Here is an 18,272-nt window from a genome sequence, read left to right as displayed (position 1 = left end):
TCAACCACGTCATTGGTACAGGGTAGTCTCGACGCCATGTCAGACCGAGTGCGCGCCAGTGGTCTCACCGATGAACCTGTGGATCCGGAGTCCTTCCGCAGGCTCGTGGCCGATGATGCGGCCGGCGCCGAGGTCGTGTTCTGCGGAACCGTCCGCGATCACGATGGGCGCCCCCAGCAGGTGAGTGGACTCACCTATGAGGCACATCCCGGTGCCGCCGAACGGCTCGCGGAGGTCTGCGAGCAGGTGGCTGCTGCCCATGATGTGATCGCCGTCGCCGCTGAGCATCGTGTCGGTGAGTTGGAGATCGGTGATGTCGCGGTGGTCGTGGCCGCTTCGTCGGCGCATCGGGTCGATGCCTTCGCCGCGGCCTCGGATCTCATCGACACGCTCAAGCGTGAGGTCCCCATCTGGAAGCATCAACGGTTCGTCGACGGCTCCGACGAATGGGTGGGGCTGTGAACCAAGGTCGGTGGGGGAGACCCCGCAGACGCTTCACGGTGAGCCGACAGACGGTCACTGCCGCCGTCGCGGCGGGCTGCTTCATATCCACCGCCGCCATCTTGATGTTCGTGCCGGTGCCCTACGTCATGTATTCACCGGGCAATGCCTATGACATCTTCGCCCTTGACGCGGAGAAGCGCCCCACCGTGTCGGTGAGCGGAGTGCCGACCTATCCGGTGAGCGGTGAACTCCGCATGACGACGGTGTCGGTGACGCGGTCGGATGCGAACCTGACGTTGCCGGAGGTCGTGTTCGGCCAGCTTTCGCCCTCGCACGATGTGCTGCCACGCGAGAACGTCTATCCCGAGGGCAAGAGCGCCGAGCAGGTGCAGAGCGAGGAACGTCAGATGATGGACACCTCGCAGCAGGAGGCCATCGTCGCCGCGTTGCGTGAGGCCGGCCAACCGGTGGAGGAGATCCCGGTGGTGGCGTCCGTCGTGACCGACGGCCCTTCGGACGGCATCCTCATGCCGGGCGACTTCGTGCTCGAGGTCGATGGTGAACCGGTGCAGGCCACCAGCGACATCCCTGAGCATGTTCAGCAACGCGAGCCCGGGGACGAGATCACGCTCAAGGTTTTGGGCGCCGACACAGACGAACCCGAAGAGGTCACCGTGCCGGTGGAGATCGGGCCGGAGGGAACTCCGCGGATCGGCATCGGTGTCGAGCTCGGCTACCAGTATGACGCCGAGGTGAATTTCGGGGTGCGTGAGGGGATCGGTGGCCCGAGTGCGGGTCTTGTGTTCGCCCTCGGCATCTACGAGCAGGTCACCCCCGGCGACCTTGTGGCCGGACGGGACATCGCCGGCACCGGGACCATCGACGTCGATGGCAGGGTCGGGCCCATCGGTGGCATCCGCGAGAAGATCCATGGCGCGGAGAAGGCCGGAGCCGAGGTGTTCCTGGTGCCTGCGGAGAACTGCCGTGACGTGGTGGGGCTGCGCACCGACGCAGAACTGGTTCGCGTCGACGACCTCGCCGGTGCCGTGGACGCCCTCGACGGCGACGGCCCGATGCCGCGCTGCGGTTGATCGGTTCGCGGCTGTCGAAGCCCCAGATCCTCGAGGGAATCAACGAGATCTGGACCAACGAATGCAGAATCTACGAGTGTGGGATCAATGAACGCAGGAGGAGACGTGAGCGAAACATCCGATGATCGGTCCCAGGGCCAGAACGAACCGATCGAGGACGAGGAGGCGCTCATCGCCGCGTTGGTGGAGCTCGATCACCACGTGGGACGTCTCGGATGGGATCAACCCCCACGGTTGTTCGCTCTGGTGCGCTCGGCGAGCCTGCTGGAGGCCGAGCCACAGTTGGCCGAACACCTCGGCGTCGAAAGTGCCGACGAGCTTGTTCCCGGCGCCTTGAGCTCCATCGAGCAGGAAGGGTTCAACCCCAAGCAGGATCCCGACCTGGAAGCGGTGCTGGGGCGCGTCATGTGGCCCGAGGATGTTGACGGATGTGCGCTGTCCTGCGTCCGCACGTTCCTCCCGCAGGCGTTGCAGAACGAGATCCCCGAGGATCCGGTCGAGGCCGCTGACTTCGTCGCAGAGCATCCCGAGCGAGAGGAGATCCGGCTCGTCGCGGGGGTGCTGCGTGGGGGATCCCAGCATGCGGTGGCGCGTCTGGTGAGTCATCCCGATGACCTGTTGGGCGGGAAGGATCTTGCTCCGGGAGTTCTCTCGGCTCTGGCCAGTACGCTGTGGTGAACCCGCAGATGGGCGAGCATCGGGGAGAGCGCGGTCTCTCCTGGTGTCGCGCCACTCCAGATGGGCAACGATAGACAGATGAGGGGTCAGTGACCGACGTGAATGCATCCTCGCGCAGTGCCAACCGAAGCCGCAATGCTCTCCTGCCCACCGTGGGCATTCTTTTCGGCATCTTCGTGGTCTTCGTGTTGTTCTCCACGGTGTACACCGACTACCTGTGGTTTCGTTCCATGGAGTTCGACCATGTGTTCACCACGCTGCTGTGGACCCGCATCGGGCTCTTCGTCGCTTTCGGTCTCATCCTGGCGGCGGTGACCACCGGCAACGCGTGGGTCGCGTGGAGACTGCGTCCGCGGACGATCTCCTTCGGCCATCCTGCGCTGGACAGGTATGCCGAATCCCTCCGCTCCAGAGTGACGCCGTTGTTCGTCGGTATCGCTGCCGTCATGGGGTTGTTCGGCGGTATGGCTGCGGTGGGGTCGGCTCAGCTGTTTCTCGCTTGGCGCAATGGGGAAGCCTTCGGAACGACCGACCCGCGGTTCGGGCTCGATATCGGGTTCTTCGTCTTCGACTACCCGTGGTGGCGTTTCATCATCGGATTCGGTATCGCGGCCCTGGTGATCTCCACGATCATCTCGGTGCTCATCCATTACGTGCTCGGGGGGCTTCGCGTCCGCCGTGAGAACGATGGGCGCCGTTCGACCCGCGGTGCCAACGCACACGTGTCGATCCTGCTGGCGTTGACGATGGTCCTGCTTTCGGTGAGTGCTTGGTTCGACCGCTACGGGCGAGCGGTGACCACGAACGATCTGCTCACCGGTATCCGCTACACCGACGAGAACGCCACGCTGGTGGCCTCGCTGATCATCGCCGTCATCGGCATCCTGTGTGCGGCCCTGTTCGTCGCCAATGTGGCGGTTCGACGCTGGACCATCCCGGTGGTGGCGGTGGTGTTGATGATGCTCAGCAATTTCGTGCTCGGCGTCCTGTACCCCTCGATCGTCCAGGCCGCTGTCGTGCGTCCGAACGAACCAGATCTGGAACGTCCCTTCATCGAGCAACACATCAAGGCGACCCGATCGGCCTATGGAGTCGCCGATGTGGAGATCGACGATTACAAGGCCGAGACCGACGCGTCGGCCGGGCAGTTGAGGGCCGACGCCGAGGCGCTGCCGGGGCTGCGTCTGATGGACCCCTCGGTGATCGGCGCGACGTTCGACCAGTTGCAGCAGGTTCGTGGCTACTACTCGTTCCCCGAGGTGCTCGACGTGGATCGCTATCAGATCGACGGTGAGGAGACCGACTCGGTCGTTGCTGTCCGTGAACTCAATCAGGAGAACCTGCCCAACCAGTCCTGGAACAATGTGCGCACGGTGTTCACCCATGGTTACGGCCTGGTCGCTTCCTACGGAAACCGTTCCAGTTCTGGTGAGCCGGAATGGATCTCGAAGGATCTGCCGCCGGTGGGCGAGCTTGGGGAGTTCGAGCCCCGTATCTATTTCGGCGAGGGACACACCGAGTACTCGATCGTTGGACGCGCCGAGGGAGAGGCGCCGGTGGAGCTGGACACCCCAGGTGGTGGCCCCGACGGTGGACCCAGTCGCAATATCTATGACGGCAAGGGCGGCGTGCCGATCGGGAACTGGTTCGTACGGTTGATGTATGCGGTGCGTCTTGCCGACTACAACATCGTGCTCTCCGAGCGCGTGAATCCCGAATCGAAGATCATCTACGATCGCACTCCGCAGCAGCGGGTCCAGGCTGCGGCGCCGTGGCTTCAGGTGGACTCCAACGCCTACCCGACGGTGGCTGATGGTCGCATCGTCTGGGTCGTCGATGGCTACACCACGTCGAATCACTACCCGAACTCCGAGCGGGTCTCGATGCAGGAGGCAACCGCGGACGCCGATACCAAGCTCGATCCCGAGCTCGCTCAGACCGATCAGATCAACTACATCCGCAACTCGGTCAAGGCGACCGTCGACGCCTATGACGGCACCGTCAAGCTCTATGCCTGGGACGAGGAGGACCCAGTGCTCAAGACTTGGGAGAAGGTCTTCCCCGGGTCTGTGACCCCGCGTGAGGAGATCCCCGAGCAGTTGTTGGAGCACCTGCGTTACCCCGAGGACCTGTTCAAGGTTCAGCGCGAGATCCTCGGTAGCTATCACGTGACTGAGCCGCATGAGTGGTTGGCGAACAACGACCTCTGGGAGATCCCCAAGGACGCTTCGGGCAAGACCGAGGCCAAGCAGCCCCCGTACTATCTGCAGGTTCGGTGGCCCGATGAGAAGGGGGCGACCTTCTCGCAGACGGCGACATTCGTGCCACGCGAGCGTCAGAACCTCGCTGCGTTCATGTCTGTCAATGCCGATGCCACCAGCAAGGATTACGGCAGGATCCGCATCCTGCGGATGAATGACGCCACCCAGATCGATGGCCCCCAACAGACGTTCAACGCCATGGTCACCAACCCGGCCGTGGCTGCGGAACTGCGTCCCTTCCAAGACAGTGATTCGGCTCGAATCACTCATGGAAACCTGCTGACCCTGCCGGTGGGGGGCGGCCTTCTGTACGCGATGCCCGTATACACCAAGCGAGCCGGAACCGGCGGAGGCGCCTATCCGGCACTGACCTTCGTGATCGTTCGTTTCGGTCAGCAGGTCGGTATCGGGAAGACGCTCGACGCAGCACTGGATGAGGCCTTCGGTGGCGACTCCGGGGCCGAAACCGGTGAGGAGGGCACTACGGAGCCACCGCCGGACACCGAGAGCAAGCCCGGTGATCCGGGCGATGGCGCTCAGCTATCTGCTGAGGTCATCCGGGCGTTGAAGGACGCCGACAAGGCCTTCGGAGAAGCTGATGAGGCCCTCAAGAAGGGGGACCTCGCCGAGTATCAGAAGAAGATCGAGGAAGCCCGCGAGGCGCTGGAGCGTGCGCAGGCCGGCTGACGCAGACACCAGAGGTGGTGGATCCCAGCACATGCGGCCACGGTGACCGGCCACGCGACGACCCGAGCCATGGTGACCTCGCGGTCTGTGCGGCTCGGGTCGTCGGTGTGCAGGTATTCAGTTTGCGGGGATCTGGATGGCGCTCATCACGCCACCTTGCTGCATGGCCATGATCAGTGCCGTTTCACTTTTGTTGGCGTCGAAGCAGATCCACCCGGATTCGGAGCTGCCGGAACTGATGGTCTCCACGGGGAAGCGCGTCTTGCCCTCGGGCATTCGGTAGGAATCGGTGTAGACGTTCCCGGACCTGTCGACGAGTCCGAACCCGCTGGAGCTGATCGTGACTCGGGAGTTGGGGCTGGTGATACCGACCTCGACGTTGGCGCACAGGTAGGCATCACCGTCGAGCGGCTCCGTGCCCTGGATCTCGGTGAGCCATTCGTACTCACTGACTGTGGTGTACCCCTCGATGGTGCTGCCGCTGACATCTGCACTCCACGTGACTTTGTCCCCGACCTTGCCAGTCGCGGCATCCGACGTGTCGAGATCCCCGGTGGGCTCCTGCATCGGTGTGCTCGATTCGGATGGCTCTGTCGATTCACTCGGCGGAGAGGCTGGCTCGCTGCTGGGCGCGGGGGCCGGGGGTTCTGCGGGGGCCGGGGGCTCGGTGCCCTTTTCGTCCCCGCCGCCCAGAGTGAACACGGCGACGAGAACGATCACGAGAACGAGCGCGAGTCCGCCACCGATCAGCGCGATCATCTTCCCCTTGCCGCCAGATCCGCCACCGGGTGGGAGCGGGTTGCCCGGTCCCAGACCGCCCGGTCCCATACCGCCCGGTCCCATACCGCCGGGGCCCATACCGCCGGGGCCCATGCCGCCGGGAGGCTGACCTCCGTAGGAACCGCCGGGGCCGGGCTGTCCGCCGGGGTAGTTGCCCCCACCCTGAGGTCCACTGGGGCCGCCCTGACCATATTGGCCGGGGCCGTACGGGCCGCCTGCTCCCGGGGGTGCCATCCCGGGGCCTGGCTGGCCGCCACCGGGTTGACCCGGGTTGGGGGGACCACCGGGCCCCGGGTTCTGCGCCCCCCAGCCGGTGTGGGGCTCTTGCGGATTGGGGTTCCAGCTGTTGTTCACCCGATGCTCCTTGTTTTGTTGGGCGGGGTCCCTTGATGACATCACATTTGCGTGCGTGGTCAACTGCGACGAAGGGCTTGCCCGTGCGGTTCCATCTCCTGACGTGATCAAGATCATGGGGAAGGCCAGTGGAACGGAGACTACCTGCGGCTTGCGCAACGCAGTGGAGCCGTACGCACCGACATCGGTGCACAGACTTCCACCATCCATCCGCCGATGGAGGTGACTCTTCAGGTGAAGGGCAACGAAAAAGTCCCGGGGTCCGATGAGGATCCCCGGGACTTCACGTGGTAGCGGGGACAGGATTTGAACCTGCGACCTCTGGGTTATGAGCCCAGCGAGCTACCGAACTGCTCCACCCCGCGTCGTTGTGCTTGTGCAACATTACACGTCATCTGGAGGGAAGCCAAATCGGGGTCGTCAAAATTTTCCGGCCTGGGTTTCTGTGGTGTCGGCGTGGTCCATCGAGGGTGCCCCCTTCGTGCTGGCCAGGCGGCGCACGAATGGGCGGGGGAGAGCCTGCAGGAGTGCAGAGAGCGCCCGGTACTGCAGGCCGGGTACGCACACGACACGCCCTTGGGAGGCATCGGTGAGGGCGGTGCGAGCGACTTCTCCGCTGTCGAGCCACATCCACTCGGGGATGGCGGTGGTATCGATGTCGGCGCGTTGATGGAACTGTGTCCGGGTGAAGCCCGGGAGGACGACGCTGGCTTGCACCCCGGTGCCTTGAAGTTCGAGTGCGAGCGATTCGGTCAGTGTCAGCACGAAGGCCTTCGCCGCCGAGTAGGAACCTCCGGGTAGGAGAGCCGCGACTGATGAGACGTTGAGGATCATGCCGTGCCCCCGTTCCACCATGGCCTCGGCGGCTGTCTTGCTCAGCAGCGCCACAGCCCGGACCATCACCTCGACGCTGTCGGATTCGTACTCCGGTGTGGAATCGAGGAACGAGTCGGCTGTACCGAAGCCGGCATTGTTCACCAGCGTGCTGATGGGGCGGTCCTGGTCTTTCAGGCGTGCAGCCACGGCTTCGACACCGACCTCGGTCGCCAGATCGGCCACCAGAACTTCAGCTCCGCCGAACTCGGCAGCGAGCAGCTCGAGCCGATCTCGGTTGCGTCCCACCAGCACCATGCGGTTGCCTCGTCGGGCGAGCTGCCGAGCGAACTCTGCCCCCAAACCTGCAGAAGCCCCGGTGACCAATGCGATGGGAGGTTCAGCGCTCATGCTGCGATCCTTTCCGAGATGTCCTGTGGATGATGCCCTGTGGAATCAGAGCGTGCGTGCAGAAAAAGTGTCGCACTGACGCACGTCACCGGTGCGCAGACCACGATCGAGCCACCGCTGGCGCATCTCCGAAGAGCCATGCGTCCACAGATCGGGGTTGACCTCCCCGGAGCGCTCCTGGATGTGGTCATCACCCACGACGCGGGCGGCGTCCATGACGCGGTGCATGTCCTCCGCCGTGATGTTCTCGATGAGGTCGTCGGGGTTCTCGTTGGCCCATGCCAGGTAGGCACCTGCGTAACAGTCGGCCTGTAGTTCGGCACGGACGGCGGGGGAGTCCTCGCCCTGTTGTGCGCCCTGACGAGACTTCGCCAACAACCCCTGAAGCTCCTGGGCATGATGCCCGAACTCGTGGGCGACGATGTAGACCTCGGCGGCCTGCCCACCCTGCGTGCCGAGTTCGTTCAAAAGCTTGCCCAGGAAATCGGTGTCGACGTACACCAAGCGGTCGGCGGGGCAGTAGAACGGCCCAGTCTGTGAGGATGCCATGCCGCATCCGGTGGAGACCTGCCCACTGAACGTGATGATCGAGCTTTCCTCGTAGCCGTCGAACCGTTCGATCCAGAAGTCGTTCGTGCTCGTCGAATACGCAGGCCAACGGCATTCGGGATGGGTTTCGACGTCGGCGCCGGTCTGGCAGTGCGAGTAGTCCGTGCCGGGTTGGGCGCTGGTCTCCGGCTGTGGGCCGCCGCTGAGCAGCATGCTCGGATCAACCCCCAAGAAGAGCGCGATCACCAGTACGACGAGACCGGCGCCCCCGCCGATGGCGAGCCCGCCACGGCCACCTCCACCAGATCGGGCCGAGCCGCCACGGATACGGGCGTCTGATTTGAAATCCATGATCACTCCATGTCCGGTACGGCCTCTCGGGCGTCTGCCGAGTCCATGCCGCACAGCTCCAGTACATCGATAATCATGGACCGTGCCTGCGCAAGAAGCACCACCGCCGACAGCGAACGGTCGATCTCGAACTCCGCAGAACGTTCCGCGAGTTCGATCAACCGCCCTCGGACCTCCCGGGGAACGTGGCCCTGTTCGAGTTCCTGGGCACAGTCGCGCAGGACATCGGCGATGCCCGCCAGCAGCTCCCGGTGCGTTTCGGGAACTGCTTCGTGCCGCCACAGCGCCACCGCACAGCGCCGGGCCACGATCCGCAGGTTCCGCAACAGACGATCCAGAGGGGCCACCAGTGCCGCCAGCTCCTCGGCGTGCCCGCGTCGGTGCCGCAGCAGGGCCGAGAACCGCGCCGACGCCAGCGATTCACGGCTCGTCTCCCGCAGGGGCTCCATGAGCGATTCGGACCGACGTGCACGGGCCAATACATCACGGCCAGCGTCCTCGTCGTTCTCTCGCAGTGCTCGGCAGATCGCATCGATGGTTCCGGCCGCCTCGGTGAGCGCCTTGGCCGCGGCGCGACGAGGCCGATGGAGCGAAGCGGTCGGCATGATCAACGACGCGGCGATGGCGCAGGAGGAGCCGATGACCGCGTCGAGCACACGGGTCAGGCCCTGATCGTCGCCATGGAACAGCGTCATCACCACGATGCCCTGGACAGCAGCCTGGATCGTGATGAGGTTCCCCGCCCCCAACCAGGTGGCGAATGACATCGAGGCGGCGATCAGCACGACCAGCTGCCATGTGCCGACGCCGAACAGCGTCACGAAGAGCGTCCCCAGCCCCACTCCCACCGTGACGCCGACACCGATCTCGATGGCACGTGCGGCCCGTTGTCCATGGTTGAGGCCGACGGTGATCACTGCGGCGATGGGCGCGAACAGCGCGAGGTCATGGCTGAACAGGTGCGTGGCGATGGCCCAGGCCACAGAGGCGGTGATCGCACAGGCCACGATGAAGGGAAGCCGTTCCCGCCAGCGTTCGACTCGCCGCTGCTGGGAGCGCTTCCCCCAGCGGACGCTGCGCTCGCTGAAATCGAAGGCCCGCAGTGCCATACGACGGATCAGGGGAGAACCACTCACCGTTCCATCATGCCGTCCTTGTGAACCCGGTTGGGCATATGGGCCTAAGGTTGATTGCCGTGAAGGTCTTGCTGCTCGAAAATATTCATGAAAATGCCGTGACGACCCTGACCCAGGCGGGTTTCGAGGTCGAACAACGTGCCGGTGCCCTCGACGAGGATGAGCTCATCGAAGCTCTTGCCGGCGTCAGTGTGCTCGGTATCCGCTCCAAGACGCAGGTGACCGCCCGTGTCATGGAGGCCTGCCCTGACCTGCTCGCTGTCGGAGCCTTCTGCATCGGCACCAACCAGATCGATCTGTCGGCGGCCTCCGAGCAGGGCGTGGCGGTGTTCAACGCCCCCTACTCCAACACCCGTTCGGTGGTGGAACTCGTCGTGGCCGAGATCATCTCGATGGCCCGACGCCTCACCGTGCGCAATGATGCGATGCATCGTGGTGTGTGGGACAAGAGCGCCTCAGGTTCACACGAGGTCCGCGGCCGAACCCTGGGCATCGTCGGCTACGGCAACATCGGGTCGCAGCTCTCGGTGCTGGCCGAGTCGCTGGGCATGAAGGTCTTCTTCTACGACGTCGACGACAAGCTGGCACTCGGTAACGCGACGCGCTGCGACAGCCTCGGTGAGCTGCTGGCCAGCGTCGAGACCGTGACGCTGCACGTGGACGGACGCACGGGCAACGCCGGGATCTTCGGCGCCGAGCAGTTCGCCCAGATGCAGCCCCGCAGCCTGTTCCTCAACCTGTCGCGTGGTTTCGTCGTCGATCATCACGCACTGCGTGACGCGTTGACCAGCGGCCACCTCGCCGGCGCTGCGGTCGATGTGTTCCCCAGCGAGCCGAAGTCGAACAACGAGCCGTTCTCGTCCCCCCTCCAGGGGTTGGACAATGTCATCCTCACTCCGCACGTCGGTGGCTCGACGCAGGAGGCCCAGGAGCACATCGGGTACTACGTGGGCGGCAAGATCGTGGACTTCCTCACTGCCGGGAACACCTCGATGTCGGTCAACCTGCCATTGGTGGTGACCGAGAATCATGCTGCGGCCGGCTCGGCTCGACGCATCCTTCACCTGCATCACAATGTTCCCGGTGTCTTGGCCCGGATGAACCAGTTGCTCGCCGACATCGACGTCAACATCGATCGCCAGAATCTGGCGACGCGCGGTGAACTCGGCTATGTGGTCACCGACATCTCGGGTGAGGATCTCGACTCACTGACCGACAAGCTTGTGACCCTGCCCGAGACGATCCGCCTGCGAACTGTCGACGCCTGACGCCGCTCAGGCTTCGTCGGGCCTCAACAGCTCGATGACATCGCCGTGCAGGTGCCCGTTGGTCGCCACCGCGCCCGGGCCCTGCACGCCGTCGAGACCGTCGATATTGGTGAACCGTCCACCGGCCTCGGTGACGACCGCTTGACACGCCGCCATGTCGTAGAGATTGAGCTCAGGTTCGGTGGCGATGTCCACCGCCCCCTGTGCCACGAGCATGTAATGCCAGAAGTCGCCGTAGGCGCGGGTGCGCCAGCATGAGCGCATGAGTTCACCCATGCCACGTCCACGGCCCTCATCGACCCAGCCGCCGAGGGACCCGTACGACAGTGACGCATCGGCCAGACGGTGGACGCCGGACACCTGCAGCCGGGTGGCCTTCGACATCCGCGGACCCATCCAGGCACCTGCACCACGGCTGGCCCACCAGCGCTGCCCCAGCGCGGGCGCACTGACCACCCCCAGCGCGACCTCGTCCTCCACCATGAGTGCGATCAGCGTCGCGAACACCGGGACGCCGCGCAGGAAGTTCTTCGTGCCGTCGATCGGATCGATGATCCACCGGCGGTCACTTTCTCCGGAATCGGAGAACTCCTCGCCGTGGATCGCGTCCCGCGACCGCAGGCGTCCCAGAGTGGAGCGGATGGTTCGCTCCACCGCGAGGTCTGCATCGGTGACGGGAGTGGCGTCGGGCTTCGACTCCACATGCAGATCCTGTGCGCCGAAGCGCTCGGCACTGATCTGGTCGGCGCTGTCGGCCAGCATGTGTGCGAGGCCGAGGTCGTCGGCGTGGGCTTGGGGATCCAACACGGGGGTACCTTTCGTGAGTCCGAGGCCGTCAGGGCCGATCGGAACGTGTGGGGACGTCGATGTCGGTACGAGCATCGACCATGCGGCGGAATGAATCGAGGCGGGCCGCAGAGACAGATTCGTCGTGTCGGGCAAGATCGAGACCACATTCGGGGTCACTGCTGCGGTGCGGGCAGCCTCGGGGGCAGGTGTCGGTGAAGCGTTCCAGATCGGGGAAGGCGCGGATCACCTTGTGCCACTCCACGTGGCTGAGTCCGAATGATCGGACCCCGGGGGTGTCGATGATCCAGCCGCCGTTCGCCAGGCGCAGTGCCATCGCTGAGGTGGAGGTGTGGCGGCCGCGGCCGGTCACCTCGTTCACCTGCCCGGTGGTGCGTTCTGCCTCCGGGACCAGGGCGTTGACCAACGTCGACTTGCCGACTCCGGAATGTCCGACGAGCACACTGATCTGGTTGTGCAATGCGTTGCGCAGAGGAGTCAGATCGGCGCCTGGACGTGTGGTGATGACCTTGATCCCCAAGGGCTCATACGCCGCGATGAGTTCATCGGGAGTGGCCAGGTCGGACTTGGTGAGGCACAGCAACGGTTCAAGACCGGCGTCGTAGCAGGCGACGAGGATCCGGTCGATCATCCCGGTGCGGGGTGGCGGATCGGCCAGAGCGGTGACGATCACGAGCTGGTCGGCATTGGCCACGATGGGACGCTCATAGGGGTCATCATCATCGGCCGTGCGGCGCAGCACCGAGTCGCGTTCCTCCACCACGACGATCCGGGCCATGGTGCCGGGGTGACCGCTGGTGTCCCCATCCAGACGAACGAGATCGCCGACGATGGCGGAGTTGCGGGCCAGGACGCGGGCTTTCGTCGCAGTGATGGATACGCCGTCGAGATCACAGCGGTAGCGTCCACGGTCGACGCTCACCACCCGAGCGAGCGGGGCGTCGGAATAGTCCGGACGTTCCTTGGTGCGTGGTCTGGAACGTCGACGTGGACGATCGAAGGCGGCGTACTCGTCGCCTCGGCGACGTGCCATCACGCCTCGCCGTTGACGTTCTGCTCCGACCACACCGCCGACTGCTCCAGCATCATGCGCCACATGCCGGGGAAATCTGGCAGGGTCTTGCTGGTGCACGTCACGTCGTCGAGCGTCACATCGTCCACGATCAGCCCGATCAGGGCTCCGGCGTGTGCCATGCGATGGTCGGCGTAGGTGTGCCAGTCACCACCGTGGAGCATGCGTGGCGCGATGCTGAGCCCGTCCTCGGTCTGGTGCGTGGCCGAGCCGAGCTCGTTGAGCTCTGCTTCGAGGGCGGCCAGACGGTCGGTCTCGTGCCCTCGGATGTGCCCGACGCCGCGGATGGTGCTGCTCTGGTGCGCGATGGCGGCCAATGCGGCGACCACTGGGGTCAGCTCGCTGGCGTCACTCAGATCGAGATCGACGCCGCGTGGGTGCATCGTGCCGGTCACATGCAGGCCGTCGGAATCGAGGCGGACCTCGGCGCCGAAGTCGGTGAGGATCTGGCGGATCCGATCACCGGGCTGATTCGTCTCGAACGGCCAGCCGGGCACGGTCACTGAACCAACGGTCATGACTGCGGCGGCGAGGAACACCGCTGCATTCGTGAGGTCGGGTTCGATGACGCTGTCCAACGCGACGATTCGGCTGGGTTCGATGCACCAGCGAGTCCCGCCCTCGTCGAAGGCTCGGATCCCGTGCTCGTTGAGCATGGCGACGGTCATGTCGATGTGGGGTCGGCTCGGTAACGTCTCGCCGATGTGTTCCACGTCGAGGCCACGCGCGCAGCGTGCGCCCATGAGCAGCAGCCCCGACACGAACTGGCTTGATCCCGATGCGTCGATGCGGATCGGTCCACCGGGGAGGTCAGGCCGCCCGTGAACGGTGAAGGGAAGCGAATCGGTGTCGGTGCTCACTTCGGCACCCATGTCGTACAGGGCGTCGAGCAGAGGGCCCATGGGGCGCTTCTCGGCCTCGGGATCTCCCACGAAGTGGGTGGGTCCGTCGGCGAGGGCTGCGATCGGTGGCAGGAACCGCATGACGGTCCCGGCAAGGCCACAGTCGATCGTTCCGCCACCGCGGAATCCCCCATCCGGGGGAGTGACGAGCCAATCGTCGGTGGAGTCGTCGATCGTGACGCCGAGCGTGCGCAAGCCTTCGCGCATCAACCGGGTGTCGCGGGCCTCGAGGCCTCCGGATATCCGGCTGGGGCCGTCGCTCAAGGCGGCCAGCACCAATGCACGGTTGGTCTCGGACTTGGAACCGGGCACGACGATGGTGGCATGAACCGGTTCGGTGGCGATCGGTGCCGGCCACGGCCCTTCGTCGGCCGCCCGTCTGGGCAGTGAGAGGGCCTCGTCTGGCATCGGGTCGGTCGCCACGGTCAGGAGGTCGCGTTCTTGCCGACCTTCGTGGCGGCCTTGGTTGCTCCGCGTGCCTTGTTGCGCATGTTCGCCTGGATCTTGCCGCGGGCCTTGCCTCGGGCGGAGGCCTTCTGTGCGATCTGCTTGCGCTTCTCCGCACGCTTGCGGCTTTCGGCGAGGCGATAGCTCACACTCGGACGGCCCTGGAGGTCGCCGGCAGCGATGAGAGTGGCGCCGGTGAGTGCGAGATTGCGGAGGAAGTCGTCACGCTTGTCCGGGTCACCGGTGGGCCCCGATGCGAGCAACGACGGCACCATGGAGGTGGTCAGGAGGAGCGCTCCGAGACGGCGCCCCTTGCCCGTGGCCAGAGCGACGCCGCCCACCACTTGGAGGCCGCCACGGATCATCGCCCATGTGGAGGCGGTCTCGGGAAGCTGAGGGACCGCATTCTTCGCGAGAGGAACGACACTCTCGGCGAACTGCTGGGTCTCGTCGGCGTACTCCTCGGGCTCCTTCAGAGCCTTCACGCCGTTGACGACGAAGTAGCTGGCCAGCATGGCCCGGGTGGCAACGCGGAATGGATTCATGCCCCCCATTCAACCGCGTCTGTCTTCATCGAACAACAGTGGGGTCGGTGCGAACTCGAAGCTCGGCGCTCCTGACAGGCCGGGGAGGTCCACATCCGATCGCTCCCGTTGTCTGATACGTGAGGGGTCTGATACGTGAGGGGTCCGATACGTGAGGGGAATGTTCATGACCCTGAAGGTGTTGCACCGGTGTGATGACACAGAATCGTGAACGACCTGTCGATACAACCGCCTCCGGTGGTGGTTGGGCCTTTGTGCCCGCGGCTGTATCGTGCGTGACGATGATGAACGATGGCGACCCCCACTCGGCTGCTGAGTCCCCGGCTGCTGAATCTTTGAGAGGCGACGGGCGATCCGGAGTGGTTGATGTGGCCGACGACACCGGGACGGAGCACGGGGATCTGACAGCGCGTTTCGAGGCCGAGGCGCTTCCTTATCTGGATCAGCTTTACGGTGCCGCTGTCCGGATGACGCGGCACACCGCGGATGCGGAGGACCTTGTGCAGGAGACCTTCACCAAGGCCTTCACGAAGTTCCACCAGTACCGCCCCGGAACCAATCTGAAAGCGTGGCTGTACCGGATCCTCACCAACACTTGGATCAACACCTACCGCCGGGCACAGCGTCGGCCACAGGAATCCGACGACGATCAGGTTGAGGACTGGCAGCTGGCGGCTGCCGCCGAGCACACGTCGACGGGGCTGCGTTCGGCTGAGGTCGAAGCGCTCGAGGCGATGCCTGACGAAGCCGTGACGCAGGCTCTGGCCGAACTGCGCGATGAGTTCCGAATGGCGGTGTACCTCGCCGACGTCGAGGGGTTCGCTTACAAGGAGATAGCCGAGATCATGGAGACCCCGGTGGGCACCGTGATGTCCCGCATCAGCCGTGGTCGCGCTCAGCTGCGTCAGAGTCTGGCCCGTCATGCGGCCGAGCAGGGAATCAAGGCTGCGCAGGCGTACCTGGATGAATCGGAGACCGAGCATGTCTGAGCTGGATTGCCGAAAAGCCCTCGAACGCATGAACCAGTTCCTCGATCAGGAACTCTGTGACGCCGACGCCCAGGAGATCCGCGAACACCTCGCCGCATGTGAGCCATGTCTGGACGATTTCGACGCCGATCAGGTGCTCAAACAGTTGGTTCATCGTTGTTGCAGTGAAAGCCGGGCACCCGATGAACTGCGGGATCGGATCCGTACATCATTGGCGCGCCCCGCGCTCGATTCGGATGGCTGACCCGCGCTAGAATCGCGCACTCTGCACACCGTACAAACCACAGGAGGCCCTCATGGGCAAGACTGGACGCAAGCGCCGCGCACGTCGCCGGAAGAACGCGAACCACGGCAAGCGCCCCAACTCGTGAACAGACGCCCGGGAGTTCTTCTCCCGGGCGTCATATGTTTCTTTCCTTGGTGTGACATTTTCCTCACTCCGCCACGCGGTCCGATGCGATAGGAATGGATCATGGCTTCGTTGACGCAGCTCATCGCCGAGCACTCCACGATCGCCCCCGCAGACGAACGCTGGCTCGTCACACTCGTCGCCGAGTGGCAGCTCTGGGCAGATCTTTCCTTCTCCGACCTGGTGTTGTGGATCCCCGATGAGGATCCCGCCATGTGGTGGGCGGCTGCCCAGACTCGCCCAGCAACGGGTCCCACAGCGATCGACAACGACGTGATTGGGGAATGTCTGGCCTATGAGTTCGACGAAGCGGTCCTGATCGCAGGAGAGACCGGCGAGATCTGTGAACTCAGTGAGAACAGGCTGCAGGCCGGGGTTCCGGTGGACATCAAGGCGGTCCCGATCGTGCGGGCGGGGCGCATCATCGGCGTTGTGGAATGTCACACCAATCAGATGGGCATCCGGATGCCCGGTGAACTGGAGGACGGGTACCGCGAAGCCGCCGGGCTCATCACAGGAATGGTGCACCGTGCAGAGTTTCCCGTGAGTGGGCAGTCGTTCAACCAGGAGATGAGTCCCCGAGTCGGGGATGGCGTCATCCGGATCGACGCCTTGGGAACCGTTCTACAGGCCACACCGAATGCGATCACCTGCTACCGGCGTCTGGGGATCCAATCGCATCCCCTGCACGAGAATCTTCCTGCCCTGACGCAGCGTCTCGCCGGCGATCCGGTGGAACCGGTTGGGGAATCGTGGCGGTCACTGTTCCTGCCTTCGGAAGTGACAGAGTTCGGGATCGAGGGGGTCAGGGGAGCAGTTCGGCTCCGGGTGGTACCGCTGCGTACCGTCTCGAAACCTGCGGGCGCGGTGGTGCTGTGCCGTGACGTCACCGAGATCGCACAGCTCGACCGCAAATTGGTGAGCAAGAACGCGACGATCCGGGAGATCCATCACCGGGTGAAGAACAACCTCCAGACCGTTGCGGCACTGCTGCGGATGCAGGGGCGTCGAATGACCCAGCCGGAAGCCCGGGACGCCCTCAACGAGGCCATGCAGCGTGTTTCGGCGATCGCGGTGGTCCACGAAACGCTGTCGCAGAGTTTCGACGAGGTCGTCGATTTCGATGAGGTTGCTGACCGCGTTCTGCGGATGGCGGCAACGGTCTCGATCGCGATGGACACCGACGGTGTCCGCACCACGCGGACCGGCAGCTTCGGCCCCGTCCCGGCGCAGGTGGCGACGAACCTGTCCCTCGTGGTCACCGAACTCGTCCAGAACGCGGTGGAGCACGGCGCCGACGGGGGCAACAGCAATGTCGTCATGCACGTGGAACGCGACGACCGCCAGGTGCGCGTGATGGTGAGCGATGACGGCGTCGGCCTGCCCGAAGGGTTCGACCCCGCGGCCACGGGGAGTCTTGGTCTGAGCATCGTCCGCACCCTCGTGGAGGAAATGGGTGGTACGTTCGTACTGCACAACCGCGTCGACGTACCCGGCGCTGTGGCGGAAGTAACAGTGCAGCTCTAACTGCGCAAGTCTTGTATTTCGCCTCACGAGTTGCAAGTCTTGGACAGTCACATTGTCCAATGATTTCTCAGACCTACAGACGGAGTGGATCAGCGCGCATGGACTGGCGTCACGAAGCGGCTTGCCTCGATGAGGACCCCGAACTTTTCTTTCCCATCGGAAACACCGGGCCCGCGTTGCTGCAGATCGAAGAGGCCAAGAAGGTCTGCCAACGTTGCACGGTCCGCGAAGCGTGCCTGCAGTGGGCACTCGAAGCAGGTCAGGACCACGGCGTGTGGGGTGGCCTCTCGGAGGATGAGCGCCGAGCGATGAAACGTCGCGCCGCGCGTTCACGGGTTCGGAGCGCGTGAACCTGAACTCCCGTCTGCCTGCGGTACTGATTGCCATCATGGCGGCCACCTCGTTGGTCCTGGGCATCATGGAAGCCGCCGCCACACAGTCCGGACGAGCCATCGTCGGCGTCGGTGGAGCCATCATCCTCATCGCCTACAGCGCATTCCTCGGATGGATCGCCCGCGGGCTGTGGCGGCTCGCCCCCCGCGCACATGCCCCTGCCATCGCCGTGGGAATTCTGCACCTGCCGATCGCGTGGAGCTTCCGCGGCGGAGGAACCACCTGGATCGCGGTGGCCATGGCTGCGAGTTCGCTGGCGATCCTGATCTGTCTGCTGATCCCGCGCAGCATGCGTGATTTCGGGCGTGTTCCCGCCGACGAGACGAATGGCGGGACGTCTGGGGCGACGAACTAGCCC

Annotated in this window: 19 protein-coding genes and 1 tRNA gene; 11 read left to right on the top strand and 9 right to left on the bottom strand. The window is 64.7% G+C overall.

The window, feature by feature from the left end; genetic code table 11:
* The first annotated feature begins 36 nt into the window (after nt 1–36).
* The 4 genes from FB460_RS07215 (at nt 37) to FB460_RS07200 (ending at nt 5,161) form a co-directional block, all read left to right on the top strand.
* Nucleotides 37–462, top strand: coding sequence for a molybdenum cofactor biosynthesis protein MoaE (locus FB460_RS07215; protein ID WP_142093484.1), 426 nt, complete (start codon nt 37–39; stop codon nt 460–462).
* Between the two features lie 38 nt (nt 463–500).
* Nucleotides 501–1,535: a YlbL family protein gene (locus tag FB460_RS07210; RefSeq protein ID WP_170209992.1), complete on the top strand. Its 1,035-nt coding sequence runs from the start codon at nt 501–503 to the stop codon at nt 1,533–1,535.
* 87 nt (nt 1,536–1,622) lie between these two features.
* On the top strand, nt 1,623–2,213 hold the full coding sequence (locus FB460_RS07205; RefSeq protein ID WP_142093482.1) for a PPA1309 family protein: 591 nt from the start codon (nt 1,623–1,625) through the stop codon (nt 2,211–2,213).
* An 89-nt stretch (nt 2,214–2,302) separates the two neighbouring features.
* Nucleotides 2,303–5,161 (top strand): UPF0182 family membrane protein, encoded by a 2,859-nt coding sequence (locus tag FB460_RS07200; RefSeq protein ID WP_246044317.1) that lies wholly within the window; start codon nt 2,303–2,305, stop codon nt 5,159–5,161.
* A 117-nt stretch (nt 5,162–5,278) separates the two neighbouring features.
* Here FB460_RS07200 and FB460_RS07195 read toward each other — a convergent pair whose 3' ends face one another.
* The 5 genes from FB460_RS07195 to FB460_RS07175 form a co-directional block, all read right to left on the bottom strand.
* A complete protein-coding gene (locus FB460_RS07195) occupies nt 5,279–6,295 on the bottom strand; it encodes a DUF4352 domain-containing protein (RefSeq protein WP_170209991.1) in 1,017 nt (338 codons plus the stop codon).
* A gap of 288 nt (nt 6,296–6,583) precedes the next feature.
* Nucleotides 6,584–6,660: transfer RNA gene (locus tag FB460_RS07190), tRNA-Met, on the bottom strand.
* 55 nt (nt 6,661–6,715) lie between these two features.
* Nucleotides 6,716–7,519, bottom strand: coding sequence for an SDR family NAD(P)-dependent oxidoreductase (locus FB460_RS07185; RefSeq protein WP_142093480.1), 804 nt, complete (start codon nt 7,517–7,519; stop codon nt 6,716–6,718).
* Between the two features lie 45 nt (nt 7,520–7,564).
* Nucleotides 7,565–8,419: a KPN_02809 family neutral zinc metallopeptidase gene (ypfJ, locus tag FB460_RS07180; RefSeq protein WP_142093479.1), complete on the bottom strand. Its 855-nt coding sequence runs from the start codon at nt 8,417–8,419 to the stop codon at nt 7,565–7,567.
* A 2-nt stretch (nt 8,420–8,421) separates the two neighbouring features.
* Nucleotides 8,422–9,555 carry an FUSC family protein gene (locus tag FB460_RS07175; protein WP_142093478.1) on the bottom strand — a complete coding sequence of 378 codons (1,134 nt, stop codon included), beginning with the start codon at nt 9,553–9,555 and terminating at the stop codon, nt 8,422–8,424.
* Nucleotides 9,556–9,614: 59 nt separating this feature from the next.
* On the opposite strand from FB460_RS07175, the gene serA reads away from it, so the two are divergent.
* Entirely contained in the window at nt 9,615–10,823 is a 1,209-nt protein-coding gene (gene serA, locus FB460_RS07170) for a phosphoglycerate dehydrogenase (protein ID WP_142093477.1), read from the top strand.
* A 6-nt stretch (nt 10,824–10,829) separates the two neighbouring features.
* Here the strand turns inward: serA and FB460_RS07165 are convergent, their stop codons facing one another.
* From FB460_RS07165 to FB460_RS07150, 4 genes are all read right to left on the bottom strand, one after another.
* Nucleotides 10,830–11,585 carry an inositol monophosphatase family protein gene (locus FB460_RS07165; protein ID WP_246044379.1) on the bottom strand — a complete coding sequence of 252 codons (756 nt, stop codon included), beginning with the start codon at nt 11,583–11,585 and terminating at the stop codon, nt 10,830–10,832.
* A 73-nt stretch (nt 11,586–11,658) separates the two neighbouring features.
* Nucleotides 11,659–12,663: a ribosome small subunit-dependent GTPase A gene (rsgA, locus tag FB460_RS07160; RefSeq protein ID WP_142093475.1), complete on the bottom strand. Its 1,005-nt coding sequence runs from the start codon at nt 12,661–12,663 to the stop codon at nt 11,659–11,661.
* A complete protein-coding gene (gene aroA, locus FB460_RS07155; RefSeq protein ID WP_142093474.1) occupies nt 12,663–14,012 on the bottom strand; it encodes a 3-phosphoshikimate 1-carboxyvinyltransferase in 1,350 nt (449 codons plus the stop codon). Before aroA ends, rsgA begins: the two co-directional genes overlap by 1 nt.
* Before the next feature lie 17 nt (nt 14,013–14,029).
* A complete protein-coding gene (locus tag FB460_RS07150) occupies nt 14,030–14,596 on the bottom strand; it encodes a DoxX family protein (RefSeq protein WP_170209990.1) in 567 nt (188 codons plus the stop codon).
* A gap of 284 nt (nt 14,597–14,880) precedes the next feature.
* On the opposite strand from FB460_RS07150, the gene FB460_RS07145 reads away from it, so the two are divergent.
* From FB460_RS07145 to FB460_RS07125, 6 genes are all read left to right on the top strand, one after another.
* Nucleotides 14,881–15,585 (top strand): sigma-70 family RNA polymerase sigma factor, encoded by a 705-nt coding sequence (locus FB460_RS07145; protein WP_142094253.1) that lies wholly within the window; start codon nt 14,881–14,883, stop codon nt 15,583–15,585.
* Nucleotides 15,578–15,829, top strand: a complete 252-nt coding sequence (gene rsrA / locus FB460_RS07140; RefSeq protein WP_211345901.1) for a mycothiol system anti-sigma-R factor — start codon at nt 15,578–15,580, stop codon at nt 15,827–15,829. The genes FB460_RS07145 and rsrA overlap by 8 nt, the downstream gene beginning before the upstream one ends.
* A gap of 52 nt (nt 15,830–15,881) precedes the next feature.
* Nucleotides 15,882–15,956, top strand: coding sequence for a 50S ribosomal protein bL37 (locus FB460_RS13495; RefSeq protein WP_425466994.1), 75 nt, complete (start codon nt 15,882–15,884; stop codon nt 15,954–15,956).
* A gap of 101 nt (nt 15,957–16,057) precedes the next feature.
* Nucleotides 16,058–17,521 carry a sensor histidine kinase gene (locus FB460_RS07135; protein WP_142093471.1) on the top strand — a complete coding sequence of 488 codons (1,464 nt, stop codon included), beginning with the start codon at nt 16,058–16,060 and terminating at the stop codon, nt 17,519–17,521.
* A gap of 98 nt (nt 17,522–17,619) precedes the next feature.
* Nucleotides 17,620–17,871 (top strand): WhiB family transcriptional regulator, encoded by a 252-nt coding sequence (locus FB460_RS07130; RefSeq protein ID WP_142093470.1) that lies wholly within the window; start codon nt 17,620–17,622, stop codon nt 17,869–17,871.
* Entirely contained in the window at nt 17,868–18,269 is a 402-nt protein-coding gene (locus tag FB460_RS07125; RefSeq protein ID WP_142093469.1) for a hypothetical protein, read from the top strand. The genes FB460_RS07130 and FB460_RS07125 overlap by 4 nt, the downstream gene beginning before the upstream one ends.
* The last annotated feature ends 3 nt before the right edge of the window (nt 18,270–18,272 follow it).

The organism is Propioniferax innocua (genome assembly GCF_006716235.1).
In the GTDB taxonomy this organism is placed as follows: Bacteria; Actinomycetota; Actinomycetes; order Propionibacteriales; family Propionibacteriaceae; genus Propioniferax; species Propioniferax innocua.
Note: the sequence above shows the minus strand (reverse complement) of the source record. Positions and strands in the feature narration are given on the sequence as shown.